The organism is Lysinibacillus sp. NPDC092081, from assembly GCF_044755845.1.
In the GTDB taxonomy this organism is placed as follows: domain Bacteria; phylum Bacillota; class Bacilli; order Bacillales_A; family Planococcaceae; genus Lysinibacillus.
On the sequence record NZ_JBIVRU010000018.1, the window covers coordinates 65,044 to 85,644 of the forward strand.

At 35.6% G+C, this 20,601-nt stretch carries 21 protein-coding genes; 15 read left to right on the plus strand and 6 right to left on the minus strand.

The window, feature by feature from the left end; genetic code table 11:
* Nucleotides 1-9 precede the first annotated feature (9 nt).
* The 6 genes from ACIQLB_RS20020 to ACIQLB_RS20045 all read left to right on the plus strand — a co-directional run bounded on the left by ACIQLB_RS20020 (nucleotide 10) and on the right by ACIQLB_RS20045 (nucleotide 5,170).
* Nucleotides 10-1,065 carry an ABC transporter ATP-binding protein gene (locus tag ACIQLB_RS20020; RefSeq protein WP_400729834.1) on the plus strand — a complete coding sequence of 352 codons (1,056 nt, stop codon included), beginning with the start codon at nucleotides 10-12 and terminating at the stop codon, nucleotides 1,063-1,065.
* Nucleotides 1,055-2,002: an ATP-binding cassette domain-containing protein gene (locus ACIQLB_RS20025; RefSeq protein WP_400729837.1), complete on the plus strand. Its 948-nt coding sequence runs from the start codon at nucleotides 1,055-1,057 to the stop codon at nucleotides 2,000-2,002. The genes ACIQLB_RS20020 and ACIQLB_RS20025 overlap by 11 nt, the downstream gene beginning before the upstream one ends.
* A complete protein-coding gene (locus tag ACIQLB_RS20030; RefSeq protein WP_400729840.1) occupies nucleotides 1,999-2,931 on the plus strand; it encodes a S66 peptidase family protein in 933 nt (310 codons plus the stop codon). The genes ACIQLB_RS20025 and ACIQLB_RS20030 overlap by 4 nt, the downstream gene beginning before the upstream one ends.
* A gap of 7 nt (nucleotides 2,932-2,938) precedes the next feature.
* On the plus strand, nucleotides 2,939-3,724 hold the full coding sequence (locus ACIQLB_RS20035; RefSeq protein WP_400729843.1) for a serine hydrolase: 786 nt from the start codon (nucleotides 2,939-2,941) through the stop codon (nucleotides 3,722-3,724).
* A complete protein-coding gene (locus ACIQLB_RS20040; RefSeq protein WP_400729846.1) occupies nucleotides 3,721-4,536 on the plus strand; it encodes a C40 family peptidase in 816 nt (271 codons plus the stop codon). The genes ACIQLB_RS20035 and ACIQLB_RS20040 overlap by 4 nt, the downstream gene beginning before the upstream one ends.
* 130 nt (nucleotides 4,537-4,666) lie before the next feature.
* Entirely contained in the window at nucleotides 4,667-5,170 is a 504-nt protein-coding gene (locus ACIQLB_RS20045; RefSeq protein ID WP_400729849.1) for a hypothetical protein, read from the plus strand.
* A gap of 49 nt (nucleotides 5,171-5,219) precedes the next feature.
* Here ACIQLB_RS20045 and ACIQLB_RS20050 read toward each other — a convergent pair whose 3' ends face one another.
* Nucleotides 5,220-5,978 (minus strand): glucosaminidase domain-containing protein, encoded by a 759-nt coding sequence (locus tag ACIQLB_RS20050; protein WP_400729852.1) that lies wholly within the window; start codon nucleotides 5,976-5,978, stop codon nucleotides 5,220-5,222.
* A gap of 272 nt (nucleotides 5,979-6,250) precedes the next feature.
* Between ACIQLB_RS20050 and ACIQLB_RS20055 the strand changes: the two genes are divergently transcribed.
* The 5 genes from ACIQLB_RS20055 (at nucleotide 6,251) to ACIQLB_RS20075 (ending at nucleotide 13,483) form a co-directional block, all read left to right on the plus strand.
* The gene (locus tag ACIQLB_RS20055; RefSeq protein ID WP_400729855.1) at nucleotides 6,251-7,309 is read left to right on the plus strand and encodes an AAA family ATPase; all 1,059 of its coding nucleotides are present in this window, start codon (nucleotides 6,251-6,253) and stop codon (nucleotides 7,307-7,309) included.
* A gap of 3 nt (nucleotides 7,310-7,312) precedes the next feature.
* A complete protein-coding gene (locus ACIQLB_RS20060) occupies nucleotides 7,313-9,115 on the plus strand; it encodes a DUF2201 family putative metallopeptidase (protein ID WP_400729858.1) in 1,803 nt (600 codons plus the stop codon).
* A gap of 154 nt (nucleotides 9,116-9,269) precedes the next feature.
* Nucleotides 9,270-10,235 (plus strand): ABC transporter ATP-binding protein, encoded by a 966-nt coding sequence (locus tag ACIQLB_RS20065; RefSeq protein ID WP_400729861.1) that lies wholly within the window; start codon nucleotides 9,270-9,272, stop codon nucleotides 10,233-10,235.
* Nucleotides 10,228-11,742 (plus strand): ABC transporter permease/substrate-binding protein, encoded by a 1,515-nt coding sequence (locus ACIQLB_RS20070; RefSeq protein WP_400729864.1) that lies wholly within the window; start codon nucleotides 10,228-10,230, stop codon nucleotides 11,740-11,742. The genes ACIQLB_RS20065 and ACIQLB_RS20070 overlap by 8 nt, the downstream gene beginning before the upstream one ends.
* A 478-nt stretch (nucleotides 11,743-12,220) precedes the next feature.
* On the plus strand, nucleotides 12,221-13,483 hold the full coding sequence (locus tag ACIQLB_RS20075) for a DUF5068 domain-containing protein (RefSeq protein WP_400729867.1): 1,263 nt from the start codon (nucleotides 12,221-12,223) through the stop codon (nucleotides 13,481-13,483).
* Between the two features lie 604 nt (nucleotides 13,484-14,087).
* On the opposite strand, the gene ACIQLB_RS20080 is transcribed toward ACIQLB_RS20075, so the two are convergent.
* Nucleotides 14,088-14,648, minus strand: coding sequence for a hypothetical protein (locus tag ACIQLB_RS20080; RefSeq protein ID WP_400729870.1), 561 nt, complete (start codon nucleotides 14,646-14,648; stop codon nucleotides 14,088-14,090).
* 257 nt (nucleotides 14,649-14,905) lie between these two features.
* Here ACIQLB_RS20080 and ACIQLB_RS20085 point away from each other — a divergent pair, with 257 nt between their 5' ends.
* The 4 genes from ACIQLB_RS20085 to ACIQLB_RS20100 all read left to right on the plus strand — a co-directional run bounded on the left by ACIQLB_RS20085 (nucleotide 14,906) and on the right by ACIQLB_RS20100 (nucleotide 16,600).
* Complete coding sequence (locus tag ACIQLB_RS20085; protein ID WP_400729873.1) at nucleotides 14,906-15,433, plus strand: TetR/AcrR family transcriptional regulator; 528 nt, start codon at nucleotides 14,906-14,908, stop codon at nucleotides 15,431-15,433.
* Between the two features lie 5 nt (nucleotides 15,434-15,438).
* Nucleotides 15,439-15,765: a DMT family transporter gene (locus ACIQLB_RS20090; RefSeq protein ID WP_400729875.1), complete on the plus strand. Its 327-nt coding sequence runs from the start codon at nucleotides 15,439-15,441 to the stop codon at nucleotides 15,763-15,765.
* Nucleotides 15,766-15,778: 13 nt separating this feature from the next.
* Complete coding sequence (locus tag ACIQLB_RS20095; RefSeq protein WP_400729878.1) at nucleotides 15,779-16,114, plus strand: DMT family transporter; 336 nt, start codon at nucleotides 15,779-15,781, stop codon at nucleotides 16,112-16,114.
* A 249-nt stretch (nucleotides 16,115-16,363) separates the two neighbouring features.
* Nucleotides 16,364-16,600: a hypothetical protein gene (locus ACIQLB_RS20100; RefSeq protein ID WP_400729881.1), complete on the plus strand. Its 237-nt coding sequence runs from the start codon at nucleotides 16,364-16,366 to the stop codon at nucleotides 16,598-16,600.
* Between the two features lie 56 nt (nucleotides 16,601-16,656).
* Here the strand turns inward: ACIQLB_RS20100 and ACIQLB_RS20105 are convergent, their stop codons facing one another.
* From ACIQLB_RS20105 to ACIQLB_RS20120, 4 genes are all read right to left on the minus strand, one after another.
* The gene (locus ACIQLB_RS20105) at nucleotides 16,657-16,797 is read right to left on the minus strand and encodes a hypothetical protein (protein ID WP_400729884.1); all 141 of its coding nucleotides are present in this window, start codon (nucleotides 16,795-16,797) and stop codon (nucleotides 16,657-16,659) included.
* A gap of 66 nt (nucleotides 16,798-16,863) precedes the next feature.
* Complete coding sequence (locus tag ACIQLB_RS20110) at nucleotides 16,864-17,586, minus strand: SDR family NAD(P)-dependent oxidoreductase (protein WP_400729887.1); 723 nt, start codon at nucleotides 17,584-17,586, stop codon at nucleotides 16,864-16,866.
* A 624-nt stretch (nucleotides 17,587-18,210) separates the two neighbouring features.
* The gene (locus ACIQLB_RS20115; protein ID WP_400729890.1) at nucleotides 18,211-19,371 is read right to left on the minus strand and encodes an acyltransferase family protein; all 1,161 of its coding nucleotides are present in this window, start codon (nucleotides 19,369-19,371) and stop codon (nucleotides 18,211-18,213) included.
* 250 nt (nucleotides 19,372-19,621) lie between these two features.
* Nucleotides 19,622-19,849 carry a hypothetical protein gene (locus tag ACIQLB_RS20120; protein WP_400729893.1) on the minus strand — a complete coding sequence of 76 codons (228 nt, stop codon included), beginning with the start codon at nucleotides 19,847-19,849 and terminating at the stop codon, nucleotides 19,622-19,624.
* Between the last annotated feature and the right edge of the window lie 752 nt (nucleotides 19,850-20,601).

Sequence of the window (20,601 nt, forward strand, 5' to 3'; positions counted from 1 at the left end):
ATGATGGAAGTGACACAAACTCAATCACCTGTTTTAACCATCCAAAACCTTGTTATTAAATTTACACTTCGTGGCAGAGTGCTAACAGCTATTCGTAATATTTCCCTCGATTTGTACAAAGGTGAAAGTCTTGCAATCGTTGGCGAGTCAGGTTCAGGAAAATCTGTTCTAATGAAATCAATCATGGGCTTGCTCGACAAAAATGGCTACATTGATCAGGGACAGATCATCTACAACGATCAGGATATAGCGCAGTTTAAAACCGAGCGGGAGTGGCTAAGCATTCGTGGAAAAGAAGTTGCAATGGTTACACAGGATCCAATGACATCATTAAATCCACTGAAAACGATCGGTAAGCAAATCGAGGAATGTGTTCATCTACATCAAGGCTTAAAGGGGAAAGTTGCATACGAAGAAACATTAACATTGTTAAAAGATGTTGGCATTCACGATGTAGAAAAGCGCTATAAGCAATATCCTCACGAATTTTCTGGTGGTATGCGTCAACGAATTGTGATCGCTATTGCGCTAGCATGTAAACCAAAAGTTTTAATTTGCGATGAGCCAACAACTGCATTAGACGTAACAATCCAAGCACAAATTTTGCAGCTTTTAAAAAATCTTCAACAAAAATATGGACTAACAACCGTTTATATAACGCATGATTTGGGCGTTGTAGCGAAGGTTGCTGACCGTATTGCAGTGATGTATGCAGGTGATATCATCGAAATAGGGAAGGCACATGAAATTTTCTTTAATGGCAAGCATCCCTATACATGGGCGCTCATTTCTTCATTACCGCAACTAGGCTCAAAAGGGGAGCAACTTTATTCCATTAAGGGTACTCCACCAAATCTTTTTCAAGAAATTAAGGGAGATGCTTTTGCACCTCGCAATCAATATGCGTTAAAGATTGATTTTGTAGAACGTCCTCCATTTTTTCAGGTCAGTGACACACATTATGCTCGTACATGGCTATTAGATCCACTTGCGCCGAAAGTAGAGCCTCCTGAAGCGCTACAAGCCTTTTTCGAAGAAGGGAGACGATACGCGCATGAGTCATAAAGAAGTAGTAGTTGAGGTGAAAAATTTAAAGGTTGTTTTTGGTAAAGGCAAAAATAAATATATAGCGATTGATGATGTCAGCTTCGATATTTTTAAAGGTGAAACATTTGGTTTAGTAGGTGAGTCAGGCTCGGGGAAAACAACAATCGGCCGAGCTATTATGCGTATCAATGAAGTCACTGAAGGACAAATACTGTATCACGGTAAGAAACTAAATGGCAAAATATCGAAGGAGTGGGATCGAGAAATTACACAGAAAATCCAAATGATTTTTCAAGATCCTATGGCATCGCTAAATGAACGCGCAAAGGTAGACTATATTATTTCAGAGGGACTTATTAATACAAAAAACTTTAAAAATGAGGCTGATCGTCAACAGAAGGTACGCAATGCATTGTTAAATGTAGGATTATTACCGGAGTTTTCTAGTCGCTTCCCTCATGAATTTTCAGGAGGACAGCGTCAGCGTATCGGCATTGCCCGTGCATTAGTAATGGAGCCAGAGTTTATTATTGCGGATGAACCAATCTCAGCATTAGACGTATCCATTCGTGCACAAGTATTAAATTTACTAGCAAACCTACAGCAGCAAAATGATTTAACCTATTTATTCATTGCGCATGACTTATCGGTAGTCCGATTTATTACGGACCGCACTGCTGTTATTTATAAAGGTAAAATTGTTGAGCTAGCGGAGACAGAAAAGCTGTTTTCTAATCCCCTTCATCCATATACAAGGGCATTATTATCTGCAGTGCCTGAGCCAAATCCTTATAAGGAGCGTGATAAAGTCGTAGAAATCTATGATCCTTCACAGCATCGCTATGACATTCAGCCACCGTCATTTATTGAAATAGAAGAAGGTCATTTTGTCTTGGCTAATGAAGAGGAATTGGAGAGATATCGAACTTCACTAAAAATGGAGGTAAGTAAATGATTCGTCCTAAGGCATTGAAAAAAGGTGACACAATTGGTCTTATAAGTGCTTCAGGTGCAACCCCACCTGAAAAATTTCTCCCTGCCGTTCAAAGTATTGAAAAGCTAGGTTTTAAGGTTGTGGCTGGGGAAACATGTAGAGCAAGGCATGGCTACTTAGCAGGCTCTGATGAACTAAGAGCCGCTGAAGTTAATCAAATGTTTAGCGACTCTAACATTGACGGCATTTTCTGTATACGTGGAGGTTACGGAGCGACGAAAATTTTACCGCTTCTAGATTTCGATATGATAATGGCAAACCCAAAAGTATTTGCTGGCTATAGCGATGTGACAGCACTACATATCGCTTTTAACCAAAAATGTGGCTTTGTCACATATCATACACCAATGCCCTCAACAGAATTTATTCGGCCTGAGATGGATGAATATACATGGAAGTCCTTTATCGAAAGTGTGACAGCAACAGAACGTGCGGACTACTGTCTTGAAAATCCACCTGGGCGTACAATGACGGCGTTTGCAGCTGGAAAAGCGACAGGGCAGCTTATTGGTGGAAACTTAACATTAGTTACCGCATCTCTTGGGACACCTTATGAAATTGATACAAAGGGTAAAATCTTATTTTTAGAAGATGTAGACGAGAGTGAGCAACGTGTTGATCGGATGCTTACGCAACTAAAATTGGCAGGCAAACTAGATGAGGTGGCAGGAATCTTATTAGGAGCTTGGACAAATTGCGGTCCTGAAAATCCAAAACATCCAGAGCATAGCTTATCACTACAAACCATTTTTCAGGAAATTTTAGGTCCACTCCACAAACCTATCATAAAGGACATAGCTTGCGGTCACACCTTACCAACGATGTCCCTGCCACTTGGTAGAACAATAACAATGGACGCGGAGAATCAGATGATAAAAGTTATAGAGTAGGTGAAATATGAAGCAAACGATAACAGATATTCTTCAAAATGCACCTTATAAAGTGCATATGTTTGTGAAAGATTGTAAGACTGAGCAATTTTTCATAAGTGAAAAGCTAGAAGACACGTTTTCCAGTGCTAGCTTAATTAAGGTGCCTATACTGCTTGCTGTTCTGAATTATGTAGAAAGCAACAACCTATCATTAGAGCAGGAGATTAAGATAGCACCAGAAGAATGGGTGGATTTTAGTGTTATTAGTGAGCAACGCCTAGAGCAATGTACCATCTATGAGCTTTTAGTATGGATGATTATTACGAGTGATAATACAGCAACAAATGTACTAATCGATTTTCTAGGGATGGAGGCACTCAATCAATATTTTCGTCAAATTGGATTACTGCAAACAATAATTCAACGAAAGATGATGGGTTTTGAGAGGCTTGCAAAAGGCTTTGATAATACTACGACGGCAAGTGATATGGCACTGCTATTTTCACGGATTTATCGCAGGGACTTGTTATCATCAGCATTTAGTGAACTAACGTTAGAGATTTTAAGTCGTCAACGTGTACACGAATCACTAAAGCGTTATTTAGTAGATGATGTGAAGCTTGCTCATAAAACAGGTGGTCTTGATACGGTAGATCATGATGTTGGGATTGTGTACAGCAGCTCTGGTGATTATATCATTGGTGTTTTCGTAACTGAAGTTATTAACAATGATCATGCCATGCAGCTAATTGGTCGTCTTTCCAAAGTTGTTTACGATTACTTGGTGAAGCGGAAGGAGATGATAGAATGAATGCCATTGTGACGTCAATGATTGCAAATTTACATGCAAAGCCAGATGAATCCTCAGAATTAGTGGATGAGGTACTATACGGAATGACGGTTCAAATCATAGAAGAAATAGATGAAATCTGGGTACGTATAAAAACCGCTTATCGCTATGAAGGTTATTGTCAGAAAGATAACTTAAAAGTTGATGAAGCAAAAACGGACACTTGGCTACAAAAGGCAAACCATTTTATTAACCAAAGCTTCGCAGATGTTTTGCAGCAGCCTCGAATTCAGAGTACGAAAACGATGACGCTCGTTAAAGGCTCAATCATCTGTTCGATTGCTATTGACGAGCTAGATCCTGAATGGACAGCAGTGCAATTAGTGGCTGGTGAGATCGGCTATGTACGTAGGCAATGGCTACAAGAAAAAATTTCAGAAAACAGCTTATCTGAGCAACAATTACGAGAGAATGTTGTCCAAACAGCGCTTAGCTATTTAGCAACACCCTATCGCTGGGGAGGAAAATCGCCACTAGGTATCGATTGCTCAGGTCTATGTTCAATGGCATATATGCTAAACGGGGTATATATTTATCGCGATGCCAAAATCGTTGAAGGTTTTCCTATCAAGGAAATATCTCTAGAGCACATACAAAAGGGAGATTTATTATACTTTCCAGGACATATTGCTTTATATATAGGCGACAATCTTTATGTACATTCTTCGCTTGATGGGAACGAGGTTAATATAAACAGTCTGGACGATCAGCATCAGCAATATCGAAAAGATTTGGCGATATCTATTACCGCTGTTGGAAGCTTATTTAAATAAAAAATTGAGAGAAGCTTGAATTAGCTTCTCTTTTTCAATTTTTGAGATGAATCGGGAAATTATTGATAGAGATAACCTACTTGCATTATGCTATAATGAAATCAAAATTTGAAGGATAGGAGGTTGTGAATTGAATCTAGAGTTAAAAGAGTTGTTACGTTCCGTATTAAAAGAAGAATTGACACCAGTTCATAAGCGACTTGACGGAATTGACCAAAGTCTAGATGGAATGGACCAACGTTTTGAGACTATTGATCAAAGATTTGACGGAATTGACCAAAGTCTAGATGGAATGGACCAACGTTTTGAGACTATTGATCAAAGATTTGACGGAATTGACCAACGACTAGATGGAATTGACAAACATTTTGAGACTATTGACCAAAGATTTGACGGTATTGAACAGCGCTTAGATAAAATTGAAAATGATGTGAATGAACTTAAAAGTGATGTACACGTACTTAAGGATGATGTGCATGAACTTAAAATTGGACAAGTAGAGCTTCAGAAAAATATTATCGAAAATTTAGGTGAGTTTACTGAAAAAATTGCTCAGCAGGTAGAAGGTAGAACTTACGTTTTGAATAAACGAGTCTTTGACATAGAAACAGTCATTCACAAATTAATAAGTTAGTAAAAGAAAAAATCTCCATGTCAAAAATTGTGCATGGAGATTTTTTACATTAATATTTATATATATTTAATTGTTGACCAGCTTCAAGTCTATCAGATCGAAGCTGATTCCATTGTTTAATGGACGTAACTTTAACATTATGAGCCTCTGCAATATGCATAAGAGAGTCACCATCAGCTACGGTAATTGTTTTTTTATCTTTGACAGGGCTGTCATACTGTTGTAAATCATACTTTGCTATCACTGCATTAAGCTTTTCATCGTATTGTGAATCTGTGGCATAGGAGCCTGTTAAAAACTTCGTAGCATTTGTATAGGATTTCGCATTGCTTTTAAAAACCCCTGCATAGAAATTTTTATCCCATGAAACCCCATTACGCATTAATTTCACATAATCTTGTATGGAAGCTTCATAGGAAGGGTATTTGCGAAATGCAGCCATCACCCTTGTCATATTACCTGAACCATCATCCTCAGATGTTTCCAATGTTACGGAGTTATTTTGGTAACTACCTTTCATACCAAATAAATTGTTATTTGGAGCGGATCCAAGACCACTTTGTCCATATTCACTTTCTAATACGGCTTGCGCAATGATAATTGATGCATACAAGTCATTTTCAGCACCTTGTTTCCGAGCTATTTCAGCAATAGCGCCAATAAACTCTTCTACACTAGGACTATTATCGACAACTACAGGTTCTTCAGTTTCATGAGTATTGAAAAACTGCGTCACCATAAAAAACGAAATACAGATAACAATGACAGTAATCAGAAGACCTTTGAAAAAATTTATGAAGTATTTCATGATTCATTGATGTTGGTAGATTACCACATCTCCCTCCTTTCTTCTCAATTACAAAGTTCATATATTTCTAATTATTACAGAATCATTAATAGAAATAAAGTAGTGTTTCCTTTAATAGAATACATCATTAATAGAACGAAAAAAGCATTCGTTTAGTTCCTCAATTACCAGCTATTTTTGAAATGAGAAGAAGTTTACAATAGTTCCATGAAAAAATAAAAAATGATATTATTAACCTTTCATAAGCTATAAATCTTGAAAGGAAGTCTTTATTGAATACTATTTTTAACGTTACTCAAAAACAATTATACGATTTTCTATTAAATATCGCGCCGGTTAGACCAGTTTTTATTTGGGGAGCTCCTGGTATTGGAAAGTCAGCGATTGTAGAAAATTTTGCAGCAGAATTAGGCATGAATTGTGTTTCTTTATTAGGCAGTCAACTTGCGCCAGAAGATATTATTGGTGTGCCTCAAATAAAGGACGGTTACAGCGTATTTTGTCCGCCAAAAATGATTGCACGGAATGAACCATATTGTTTATTTTTAGATGAATTAAATGCTTGCTCTCAAGAGGTTCAAAAAGCCTTTTATAGTTTAATTCATGATCGAAGAATCGGAGAATTTATACTGCCAGAGGGAACAATTGTGATTGGTGCAGGAAACCGGGCACAAGATAGTGCCATCGTAAAGCCGATGTCTTCAGCTTTAATCAACCGTATGGTTCACGTACAGCTAAGAGCATCTCATAAAGATTGGCTTGAATGGGCATATGAACATGAAATTCATCCGTATGTCATCGAATATATTCAGATGCGCCCCGACCATTTGTGGAGCGAGCCCCCTAAAACCGAGGAGCCTTTTTCAACACCACGATCTTGGCATATGCTCAGTGATTGCTTATATGCATATGGTAAGAGCCTACAAGAAAAAGATGTCGAGATACTAGCAAGTAGTTGCCTTTCTCCACATGTTGCGGGCCAGTTTAAAGCATTTATTAAACAAGTTCAAAGTAAATACGATTTAGCTAAAATAATGAATGGTGAGTTGCGTTGGCCAGACCAACCTGAAGAAAGAGATCTGTTATATTTTATGGCCCAATCCTTCCGGGCACAGCTTATAAAGGAACTCCCTAAAGAAAATACAATGCTGAAGGGCAATCAAAGAGAACTGGCATTCCGTTCCAAGGATCTCATTAAAGAATTATCCTCAATAAGTCTAGAAATAGCTCAAATGGTTGTCTCTGAGCAAAAAGGTGAGGTATTACCTGCATGGTTTATGCTTGAGGTTATAAGAGATTTACCACGTTTAGTAGCTAAAAAGGGTGATTAGCAAATGGCGAAAAAAAAGAGTAAATCGAATACTGAACATAAAAATGAAAAAAATATTGCACGAGGACAAGAGATCGTAAGCAAACATCCTTTGTTTGAAGCTTTATTTGAAGAAGTTTATATTCAATATGAAGAAATGCCATTAAAAGATTGGGCGTATGTAACAAGCTCTGGCAATATATATATTAATAATGAGAAAAATGGCCAGCCGGATGAATGGGCTTATGTTATAGCACATTGCTTATTGCATTTAGGCTTAAACCATAAACAACCAAAAGAGCATCAAGATCTTTGGAATATTGCCTGTGATTGTTACATTACAAAATTTCTTGCAGAATTAAAATTTGGGCAAGCACCACGAGAAATGAATGAACCTATTTTTGAATCTTTCGCCAATGAAGAGAAATTATATGAAAGATTTACAAGAGATGGAGTTCCAGAACATTTAAAGAATTATAGCACATCACCAGGAGAAGCTGATTTTTTTATTTCTAATGATAAAGACAGATACTACTTTGGAGGATATAGCAAAAGAGAGTTCCCTGTATTATTTGCAGAAGGATTATCAAGAGCAGTTCAAAGTGCCATTCGAGTAGCCGGAGGGGTAGATAGCTCTCTTTCTGGCTCTGCCATTAAAACACAAGCAGAGAAGGCTAAAGCTTGGTTTATGAGCTCATATCCACTTTTTGGTGCGCTTGCTTCTGATTTTAACATTATTGACGATCCACTTGTCTGTACAAGAATGGATATTTCTGTTGCAGCCATTTCGGTTGATACAAAGGAAATTTATATTAATTCCTCGGTACTTATGACGGATGAAGAAATGAGATTTTTAATAGCCCACGAACTTCTTCATGCGGGTTTAAGCCATGCTACTCGAAGACAAGGGCGTGACCCATATTTGTGGAATGTTGCTTGTGATTATGTCATCAATGGCTGGCTTATTGAAATGAAAATTGGAGACATGCCAGAAATTGGAGGCTTATATGATCCAGAGTTAAAAGGGTTATCCACAGAATCCATCTACGATCGAATTGTGACGGACATCAGGATGTATCGAAAATTACGCACCTTTAGAGGGCAAGGGGCAGTGGATCTCATTGAAACAAAAAAAACAGACTTTTGGCAAGGAAAAGTAGGAATTGACCTTGATACCTTTTATAGAAGAGCCTTAAGTCAAGGATTAAGCTATCATATTTCTCAAGAACGAGGATATCTACCTCAAGGTTTAATTGAAGAAATTCGAAGTCTTTCCCAACCACCTATTGCATGGGATGTAGAATTGGCGAAATGGTTTGATCGTATGTTTCAGCCTTTAGAAAAAATTAGAACCTACGCGCGTCCAAGTAGAAGACAAGCTTCAACACCTGATATTGCAAGGCCAAGATGGATTCAACAAAGTGGGGAAGAGGACGGACGTACTTTTGCGGTAATCATTGATACTTCTGGTTCGATGGATCGTGTATTATTAGGAAAAGCACTAGGAACAATTGCGAGCTATAGCATTGCCAGAGATGTTCCGTTAGTTCGAGTAATATTTTGTGATGCTATCGCTTATGATGCTGGATACTTGCCTCCTGAAGAGCTTATGACAAAAGTGAAAGTCAGAGGTAGAGGTGGAACCGTGTTACAGCCTGGAATACGTTTGATTGAAGAAGCTCATGATTTCCCGAAAAAAGGACCGATTCTTATCATTACGGATGGGGAATGTGATCGATTATCTATTAAAAGAGAGCATGCATTTGTCGTCCCTCAAGGTGCAAAACTTCCTTTTGTACCTAAAGGTGAGGTTTTTAGAATGAAATAAAATCTTAAAAAAAAATCCATAATGATTTTGAGACAGTCATTATGGATTTTCTTTTGAAAGAAGAGGCTAGGCAGTTAATTGGCGGGAATAATGACTTTAGTTGGTGAATTATATAGATGTAATACGATGTCTCTATAAAAAAGGAGCTTATACAATGATAGCATTTGAAAATGTCACAAAAAAATATGTAAATGACCAAGTCGCTGTGAAAGCTATTAATTTAGAGATCCACAAGGGAGAATTTTTGGTTCTTATTGGACCTAGTGGTTGTGGAAAAACAACATTATTAAAGATGATTAATCGATTAATTCATTTAACAGAAGGAACCATTCGAATTAACGGTAAAAGAATTAGTGATTACAACATTCATGAATTGCGATGGAATATCGGCTATGTCCTTCAACAAATTGCGCTTTTTCCTCATATGACGATTGAAGAAAATATAGCTGTTGTGCCTGAATTGAAGAAATGGAGTAAACCGCAAATTCAGCAACGAGTTCGGGAGTTACTGAATATGGTTGGACTTGAACCAGATAAATATAGTCAACGCAAGCCAACAGAGCTTTCTGGTGGTGAGCAACAAAGGGTCGGTGTTGTTCGTGCATTAGCAGCTGATCCCGAAATCATTTTAATGGATGAGCCTTTTAGTGCTTTAGATCCGATTAGCCGCACAAAATTACAAGATGATCTTCTGGAGCTTCAGCAAACGATACAAAAAACAATTGTTTTTGTTTCGCATGATATGCAAGAGGCCTTAAAATTAGGTGATCGAATATGTGTAATGAAGGATGGAGAGATTGTACAGATTGGTACTCCTCATGAAATCATAGAAAACCCTGTGAATGATTTTGTTCGAGAATTTGTTGGGATAAAAGAGTATGGGATAAATACTTTCCATATCCAAGCTGTAATTGAACCAATTGCTGATGAGGGTAATCAAAGAAATCGAGAGAACACCATTTCTTCCAAAGATTCTTTATATACCATTCTTCAAAAATTAACTCATGATGAATGTTTAGGTGTGGAAGATGACGGGAAAATAATAGGTGTTGTCACAAGAGCATCCATGCTTCAGTATTTAGCGCAAGATTCCTTAGAAAGAGGTAATATAAATGGCTAATTTTTTTGCAGTGTTTAGCGAACGAAAAGGTCAGCTATTGGCATCTTTATTAGAACATATTCAAATCTCCTTCATTGCACTATTTTTTGCAGTGGTGATTGCTATTCCTCTAGGAATCTATTTAACGAATAAAAAGAAAATAGCAGAAAGTATTATTGGGATTAGTGCAGTTTTACAAACGATTCCTTCATTAGCGTTATTAGGGTTATTGATTCCGTTGTTTGGCATCGGAAAAGTACCTGCAATTATTGCTTTAGTTGTTTATGCACTTCTTCCGATTTTACGTAATACATTTACTGGGATAAACGAAGTAGATCCGTCTTTAAAAGAGGCAGCGATGGCGATGGGGATGAATACGCGAAAGCGATTAGTGAAAGTAGAATTGCCTCTTGCTATGCCTGTTATCATGGCGGGAATTAGAACAGCTATGGTATTAATCGTCGGAACGGCAACTTTAGCAGCATTAATCGGAGCTGGGGGATTAGGGGATATCATTTTGCTTGGTATTGACCGAAATAATGCAGCACTTATTATTTTAGGGGCTGTTCCTGCGGCGATTTTAGCATTAGTGTTCGACTTCTTACTTAAAAAGCTAGAATCACTGTCGTTTAAAAAAACAATGACAACATTGAGTATTATTAGTGTAATGGCATTATTAATGATAATCTTCCCGCTGCTAAACTTCAAAGAGAAAGAAGAAATTGTCATTGCAGGTAAGCTTGGCTCTGAGCCAGAGATTCTTATTAATATGTATAAATTGCTTATTGAAAATGAAACGGACTTAAAGGTGCAATTAAAACCTGGACTTGGCAAGACTTCCTTTGTATTTAATGCACTTAAATCTGGCAGCATCGATATTTATCCAGAATTTACTGGAACGGCAATTTCAGAGTTTTTAAAAGAGGAAGCGATAAATAATAATCAGGAGGATGTTTATCATCAGGCCAAAGAAGGAATGATGAATAAATTTGGTATGGTAATGCTTAGTCCGATGAACTATAACAATACGTATGCATTGGCAGTATCAAAGGAAATGGCGGATACCTATCATTTGCAAACAATTTCTGACATTAAGCCTATTCAAGAAACGATAAAAGCCGGATTCACATTGGAATTTAATGATCGAGAAGATGGTTATTTGGGGATTCAAAAGCGTTATGGTATTACCCTTTCTAACATAACAACAATGGAGCCAAAGCTTAGATATCAGGCGATCGAATCAGGAAATATAGATGTCTTAGATGCTTATTCAACGGATAGTGAAATACGTCAATATAATCTACAAGTTTTAACAGATGATCAGCAACTATTTCCGCCTTATCAAGGAGCTCCTTTACTAAGGAAAGAAACGCTAGAGAAATATCCTGAGATTGAAACAGCCATAAATAAGCTGGCAAATCAAATAACAGATGATGAGATGCGGGAAATGAATTATCAAGTAAATGTAGAAGGCCAAAACATAGAAGACGTGGCACGCGAATATTTAATAAAAGCAGGACTGCTGTAAGACGAAAATCATGAAATACAAGAAGCTAGAAAAGAGATGTTTATCTTTTATCTAGCTTTTTTTGTTAGTCTTTATCACGTAGTTTGAAAAGAGCTAATGGTGTACAGCGAAGCGGCAGCCGTAATTAAGCTAAGGAAAAAATACGTGATTTCACACGCGACTATATTCATGGGTATATTATACTTATTTTCTGACAACTTAGAGAAATAAAGTTTTTTTAGTACATTAATAATTATTACTCAAAGGAACTACCTCGAAAAAGATCAAATATGGGAAATTATTGATAATTGAAAATAGGATAGAATTATTCAATAAACAATATTTGGATGGTCATTACTTCAATAGTACAGTTTCTTCCAGTTCAAGTTGTTTTGGAGATAAAAATGGATTAAAATGGGTATCAGCTCAAAAAATAGCTTTTATAATTTACTTTTACAGTTGAGCATAAAAATTTTAAAGACACATTTTGGAGGAAGAAATGAAAAAGAGTTTATTTTTAATGTCTTCGCTAATTTTATCAAGTTCAATCATTCTAGGTGGTTGTGGAAAAAGCGGGGATGAAACAAAAAAAGACGATGAACCAAAGAAAACACAGGAGGAAAAAGGACAAGATAAAGTCCAAAAGGAAGAACCTAAAAAAGATCAAGAATCAACTAAAGGATCAGCTGACTTTACTTCTTTAATTTCTTATATGGAAAAAGAAACTCAAGGGAAAACTAAAGTTCTTTTTGAAAACAATGAACCACAAGTACATAAAATGGAGAATGTTTCAATTTCGCTTGATGCATATTCAGTAGTAGAATTAAAAGATTTCCACACAGACTTTACTATTCCATTTGGTGAACAAACAAACGGTGGCGTCATTTTAGCTAAATATACAGTGAAGAATGACATGGATAAAGATGTGTATTACATGCCTACTTTAGATGCTACATTCACGGGTGCAACTAAAGATTATACGAATGATAAGTATTTAATTCCTGAAGAAGATCAATTACCTACAAAACTAGGCTATAAAACAGATTATTTGCTAAAAGCGGGTGAAGAGGTAACGGGGTATATCGCTTATCCATTCGGTGAAACAGATTTAGCAAAAATCAATGAACTTGGTACAGTAGCAGTAATGGTATCAAAACCGTTTACTGAAAAAGAAAATTATGGCTCTACTTTTGGTTCAGATGGAAGATTTAATCTTGCTCTAAATAAGGATGGTTCGAAGAAAGTAGCAAGTAATTCATCATTTTATCAAGATAAAGTAACAATGGACAATATGGGTGAAAAGACGATGTTGAAGGAAAAAAGCGACATCAATGAAAGTAAGAAAATAGGGGATGTAAATGCTATTCTAGAAGGGTATCAGTTTACAAAATTTACACCTAATGAGGTGGAAGCTCCTCGTTTCTCTAATTTCACGAATGGTGTCACTTTATTAACAGTGAAATTTAAGCTAGAAAATAAAGCTACTAGTGAAATTGGCTTATCTTCAATGTCTTCGAAATTATCCGTCAATGATGGCATGCAATATGCATTAAGCGAAGGTATGCTATTAAATTACAAGTATAATGACGTAATTAAAGTTGGTGAAACTGGCGAGTTATTACAAGTTTTCGTATTAGATCAAGAGCAATATGAAAAAATCTGGAAAGATAAAGCCTTTGACATCGAATTAGGTCCTATCCGAAATAAAGGAGCAGAGGATACTTCAAAAGGTAAAAAAGAAACGTTTACATTACCGAAATAAAATGCAGGGAGCCCTCTCATGATTTGAGAGGGCTTTAGTTTGGCGACAAAATGTAGCAGACAAAATGTAGCAATAGCAAAGGTTGATTTTCACTCCGAGTTGGTGCTTTCCGCGGGCTTGGCTTCAATCTCCTCGTCACTCCATTCCTGCGGGGCTTTCAGCGCAAGCTCATCCCGCAGGAGTCACCACTCTCCGTGAAAAATCAACAGTTTTTCATCATTAGTATGAGTGGACAAGCTGAAGCAAATTAGTATTATAATATTTGATTAATATAGAAAAAGACTCAGCTTAAATTAGAGGGTATCTGTTTATTCCTTTTCATCCAAGTAAGCCTACAATTAAGGGAAACGAAATACTTTCGGAGCACCTCACAAAATGGAAATATTAGTAGTCTTACGATTAAATTAGCAGGAGTAGTACTTGTCTACAGTCTGGAGCTCTCTCTCAATTTGAGAGGGCTTATTTTACTTTTACCATCCATTTAGACCTAATCCTTATCGATGGGACGATTCTAGCAGCTTCAGTTTTTCCTCCCATTCATTACATTTCTTCTCCCAATAATGTAAAGGAAGTATAGTAGGATCAATCTTTTGTAACTTAGCCCTTAATTGATGGGGATTGCTAGTATGTCATCACTAAACTTCATATCCTCTTTATCTCGAAAATTATTATAGTATTTCGTAATTTTATTGACGTATCGTTTATATACCACTAGTGAAAGACAAAAAGTCTCTATTGATGAATTTACATAGATGCGTTCTAAGTTTTCTAAATTGCTATAGTCTATTAATAAAATTTCATCACTAACTCGACTTAGTACAAAGTATTCATAATTGGTATGCTCTTTAATCAGATAGAAATCCTCAAACATTAAATAATTTTGTAGTTTATTTATAATATCTGCATAGTACCAATCACTTTCAAGCTTCTTTAAAGGTTCCTTTTCACCAGATTGTTCTAAAATTGATACTTCTGCTTTCAATTTCATTTCTTTTAGTGAATAATAGCTTCTTAAAAATCCTTTTGCAACTGATAAAAATTTATATTTTCTGCGGAACTTTTCAAAGTCATCTTCAATATTCTCAACTAAAAAGTTAATTGTAGTATGAGAGATTTCTTTTTGATCCATTTGTAAGATTGTTCTGTATGTATTTAAAGAATCCAATTATTTATCATTCCTTTCAAGTCGTAATTTTTTTCTTTGTAATATTATACAAAAGCAAATGTGTATTGTGGAAAAAAATAAAAACGTTATTTAGGAAAGGTTAAAGAGTTTACTTTCATTTATAGAAGGGATAGAGATTGGAAATAGCAGAAAAGGCCAAGTAAGAAATCCATAATTAATTGACGACGTATGATATAAGCTATAAAATAAAAAAGACCGTCCAGACGGTTTTTTATGCTTTTCTAGGGGGCGATTTTATGTCAAAAGCAGATTTAAAACGTTCACATATTATCCAAACGGCGATTCAATATTTAAAGGACAATGATTTAAGCACTTTAACATTAGATAAAATTGCTAGTAGTGCGAACATTAGTAAGGGCGGTTTACTTTATCATTTTCATACGAAGGATGCGCTTCAAACAGCAATCGCTGAAACGATTTTGAACGAGGTTATACAATCCTATGAACGTTTAGCAAGTCTTGAGCAAGGGACAGGGAGATTAACGAGGGCATTTATTTTAGCTTCTCAAAAAGATCTTGCGAATGGGGCAGCATTAAATATTGCGATTCAAATTATGCAAAACGACCATTCATCCATCTCAACAGTTTATGAATGTTTACTAGACGAGTTGTTTCAAGATGGCTTGGAGGAATCCGTTGTTCATTTGATTCGGTTAACGATTGATGGATTGTATTATTCGCAGTTATTAAATATTGCACCAATTTCTGATGAAGCAACAAAAGGTGTCTTTGAACAATTAATGCATATGACAAGGAAGGACTAACATACATGAGTGCTTTGGGTTTTTTATTCATTTCAATTATCTCAGAAGTTTTTGCAAGCTCGATGCTGAAACTCACAAATGGCTTTAAACGATTATTCCCTTCAATTGGTGTAGTGGTTGGATATGGAACGGCTTTTTATTTCTTTTCTCTAACATTACAATCTTTAGCAATTGGCACTGCGTATGCGATATGGGCAGGAATAGGAACGGCACTAACGGCGATAATCGGTGTAGTCTTTTATAAGGAATTATTCAATCTAAAAAAAATTATGGGTATTCTATTGATTATTGTCGGTGTGGTTATTCTTAACCTTGCCGGAAGCGGACATTAAGGAGGAATTTGTAATGAAAGGTTATCTTTTTTTAGCGTTATCGATTGTCAGCGAGGTAATTGCAACAACGATGCTTAAGTTTTCAGAAGCATTTACAATTCTAGGTCCATCCATAGCTGTCGCAGTAGGATATGGCATTGCGTTTTATTCATTGTCCCTATGCTTAAAAACGTTACCATTAAGCCTTGCCTATGCCATTTGGTCTGGCATAGGTACAGCATTAACAGTCATTGTGGGTATCGTTGTATGGGGAGATATTTTTAATCTTTACTCAGCGATCGGAATAACACTGATTATTGGTGGTGTTATTCTGCTAAATCAAGGAGACCATCATAATGTGACAACATAATATCCAAAAAAGAAAACGTCCTACTTTGTAACATTAAAGATAAGTAATTGTACATGATGATTTATTTCATAACTACTTTTTTATAATGTTACACATAATATGAAAATGTACATTACTAAATTTAATTTTGGTAGTGTACATTTTTTATTTTGAGGAAAATTTTATATCAAATCATTGAAATATTTGTTATTTTACAATTACATGGAAAACAGTTGAACGAGAATTAACGTTCTGATTGGAGGGGCTTAATTGTATTGGTATGAATATTGTCCAAAACATATAGAGAGCAAATATCAGCTATTAGTATTTAAGGGAAATGAACCGTTTTTACCACTAACAGACTATTACCATGATTGTTTAGGGAGAGTAGATAAAAGCTCTGCAACATCTTATTTAAATTGCTTGCTTCCCTTATTTAAATGGTTAGATGAACAGAGTAATTATCAAGGTGAACATGTGCATTGGAATGATCAAGCCCCTCGTTAGTTGAATAAAGACCTATTCTTCTACTGCACATTATGTTCGAAATCTTCATTAGACTATTACTCGGAATCCTGTTTTTCTTTTCGATATTTTTTAAGCGTTTCTAAAAGAAGTTCAGTTTCATCTTTCGTCAATTTCTTTTTTTCCTCTTTAAAAGTCGAAATTGCCCCAATTTCATTAGGAAACTTTACTAACTTCAAGTAGCTATATCTCACATGATAACCAGAGATTTTATTCAAACCTATTTAGTTCTCTTTATTTGTCGATCAAGCATTTAAGTCTGTTATTGAAGGAATAATGATTTCCTTAACACATGAAATTGGTGAAAGATTAATCACACATTGCACAATAGATACAATATCTTGTACAGGTATACGTGTACCTTCATATAAATCAATTGCCTTTTCTGCACCTTCTTCATAAGGTACTTCTGCTGCCATTTCCCCTGGATTAATACAAGTGACAGGGATTTTATCTTCTCTCAAATGTTCACGTAGTGCATTTGTAATGCCCCGCAAACCGAATTTAGATGCAACAAACGAAACTTGTGAACTATTTGTGTGATCTAAGCCTGCCGTTGAACCAATTAAAATGACTTTTCCATTTTTAGCTTGTCTTAAGTTTGGTAGAAGCGCCTGAATATATGTAATAGTGGAAGTTAGATTTATATTGATTAAGTTAGAAATATCTCCAATTTCATCCTTGTCAAATGTATAGTCATCCTCGAAACCATGCTTTTCCCATACTCCAACATTATAAATTAATACATCTATTTCATTGTCTTTTAAAGTTTCCTTTAAATCAGAGATTTGTTGTTGATTTGATAAATCTATTGAGAGCCATTTGCGATTTACACCATCATTAATATCCAAACTTTCTGGTCGTGTTCTTGACACCATCCATACTGTATCTCCCTCTGTAGGTAGACCTTTTACAAAGGCGTCGCCAAGCCCTTGACTTGCTCCAAAAATAATAAAGTTTTTACTCACCCAATCGTCCTCTCCAATAACTATCTTTTTGATTATTTAAGTTAGAAAACAATATAACAATTAAATCTATTATATTTACAACATTATTATTTCACTACATTCTTTAGACTGAAATTCATAACTTTCGCTTGAGTTTTACTATCACTTTCTTGTTCTAGTTTGCTATACACAACATCTGCACTTAAAAAACGATTTTTTTTAGCTCTAATTTTTTTTGGCCATCTTAATTCCCCTTCCTGGTACTGCACAATATGTGTCAAATAGCGACATAGAACCTCAACGTCTCTTGTTCAACTAACCTGCTCCGTTAGTCGAAGAAGAAAAGCTACCAAAGCGTCGTTTGGTAACAATTCTTTCCTTAGCCACTATAAAAAAACTTGGTGGCTTTTATATTAGTTTCTTACTCGAACATCCAGTCTTTTCTAACATTAACCTGCTTCGTTAGTACAATAAAGAAAAAAGAGCTGCATTATGCAACTCAATAATGATCTCAAGTAAAGCACCCCGTTAGTTGAACAAGTATCATAATTTTTATGACACATCATTATCCTACTAAGACAAAAGGCAGCAATAATGCTGGCATTTTCATTTTTCACATTTCATTTATTTAAATATTATTTCCTTTCACATCATTTTTTTGAGGTATGGAATCTTTCGCCATACAAAATGACTTAGCAAAAAGCTTAGAATGATTCCTAAAAATGCCGTCATAAGGAATTTAATCCAGACTGATATTGGTAGGTAATTTAATGTATATTGAAGGAAGACAACTACTGGGACATGGATGAAATAAACAACAAATACATTGTTCGATAACATTTTAGACCAACGATTAGTGCCGTTAAATTTTTCTCTAAATAATATTAGAAGACCGATTACAAGCGAAATACACAGTAACGTCTCAATTAATGATCGAGTCAACGAACCAAAGTTTTGTCCACCCTTTAAAAGAAAAGGATCCACCGTATTCCCTCCAAAATACAAAATAGTTACTATTAATACTCCAATAATAAGCCAGATGTATCCTACTCTCGCACTCAAAGTTAAAAACCATTTCCGATGATAAGCCATAATGCCTAAACAAAAGAAACTCACATACTGTGGTACATGTGCAAATTCTGTTTGAATAAATCCTACGAAAGCTGTCCAATGATCAATAGGAAACCATATCCTTGTAATGAAAGTCACTAAGCTAACGATCAACCACAGGAAGAGAATCTGATAAACCTTAATGTTTCCATCTAATTTTTTTGTGGATTTCTTGGATGTAAAGAAGGTCCAGATTGAAAACAGAACCGCATACACAAGTAAATGCTCTAAAAACCATAAGTGGCCAAATTGCATATCAGGCCATGATGGTCCAGACCAATTCGTGGGTTCACTACCAAGTCCAAAAAATATATTAACATAGTAAGAAAAAAATGAGATGGGTTCATAATCTCTGAAATTAATGTAATATAAATACATCAGAATAGGAATTATCACGAGAAATCCCAGTAGTAATGGAATACCAATTCTAATAAGCCGATCTTTTAAAAACCGTTTCGGCCCTTTTCTCGCGATTGATTGAGGGAGAAAATAGGCTGATAAAAAGAAAAACATACTCATAAAAAATGCTGCATTTACAGAGAAAAACCGGCCTAACCAGTTGATAGATTCATCATCTAAAAAATACCACCAACCACCTGGCCCATAGGCTTGTCCAGCATGGTGAGCTACTACAAGCATAATTAATGCTATTTTTATATTATCGATGAAATATAAATGATCACTCTCTTTTTTCACCTTTAAAACTCCTTTCCCATTAAAAGTTATACTTTAAATAATAGTAACGTATTTTCACCGTTACTTAAAAAATACATTTATGGTAAATAATATACTATTCTTGATCAATCATTTTTTTGCATTATCGACCTTCTGTGATATTGATAATAAGTTAATTCCTACTTCTACTAACCTGCTCCGTTAGTACAATAAGAAAAAAGAGCTGTCTAAAACAGCTCAATATCTTCAAGTAAAGCAACCGTTATTTTAATTACCTTTCCTTCTTAAAAGACACAATAATAAAGACAATTCCAACAAGGAGAAATAGCACTGTGAAAAGATTATCGGATAATGGCATTGTTCGTGGAATAGTATCCCAGGTACCAGTATTTATTTGTCCTGACCAATAAACATATGCAGTTAAGCGTTCAATCGTAAAAATTAGTCCACTAGTTAAAATGAATAACGATCCTAAAATTAGACTTGTTTTTTTATCCAAAAGATTACCTCCTATGTATAATAAATTGCTTTGATATGATTCAAAAAAATACCTACTTCTTCTTTAACTATACTGCCCCGTTAGTTGAATAACTGAATAATCAGTTGGTATGACTGGTGTAACATATTTACAATGTTGGTACGCAGAGGTGTGAGCTTATAAGGCAAGTTATGATGAGATTGCGGTAGCACATCATTAATTGTTGTGCTTTTTCTATTTTAAGTCCTACAGAATAGCATTGAGAGAAATCGAGATTTGTTCAAATGGATACTTGGTTACATGGATTGCCCTCATGTCGATTCTCAGAGCTTTTTACAGCTTATAAACGTTAAATCAAGAGCAGAGGAATCATTGATACAGGTTGTTTGAATGAAGCTACAGGGGCGATTAAAGATGCATAACAAAAGGACTTGCAATATGAAAATCCATCATATACACAAGTCCTGTTCTTATTAAAGTAAAGCACCCGTTCGTATTATAAGGTCAGCCAGAGAAATCTGGTTGACTATTTTTCATTCAATTTATAGATTGATAGTAGCCGGGGTAGAACGGAAGCACCCGTGGGACTTGATCCCGACAACTAAACTGTTCACCCTCTACTTGTTAACACATGATTAGGCTGGTTGGGACATTACGATCTCGTATAACAAGCGAAGATATGAATAACAAGCTAGATAGAGGTTACCGGTCAATACACTACATGAGGAGGAGATAAACTATGAATCCAGTAGTTGGTCTGGATGTCGCAAAAG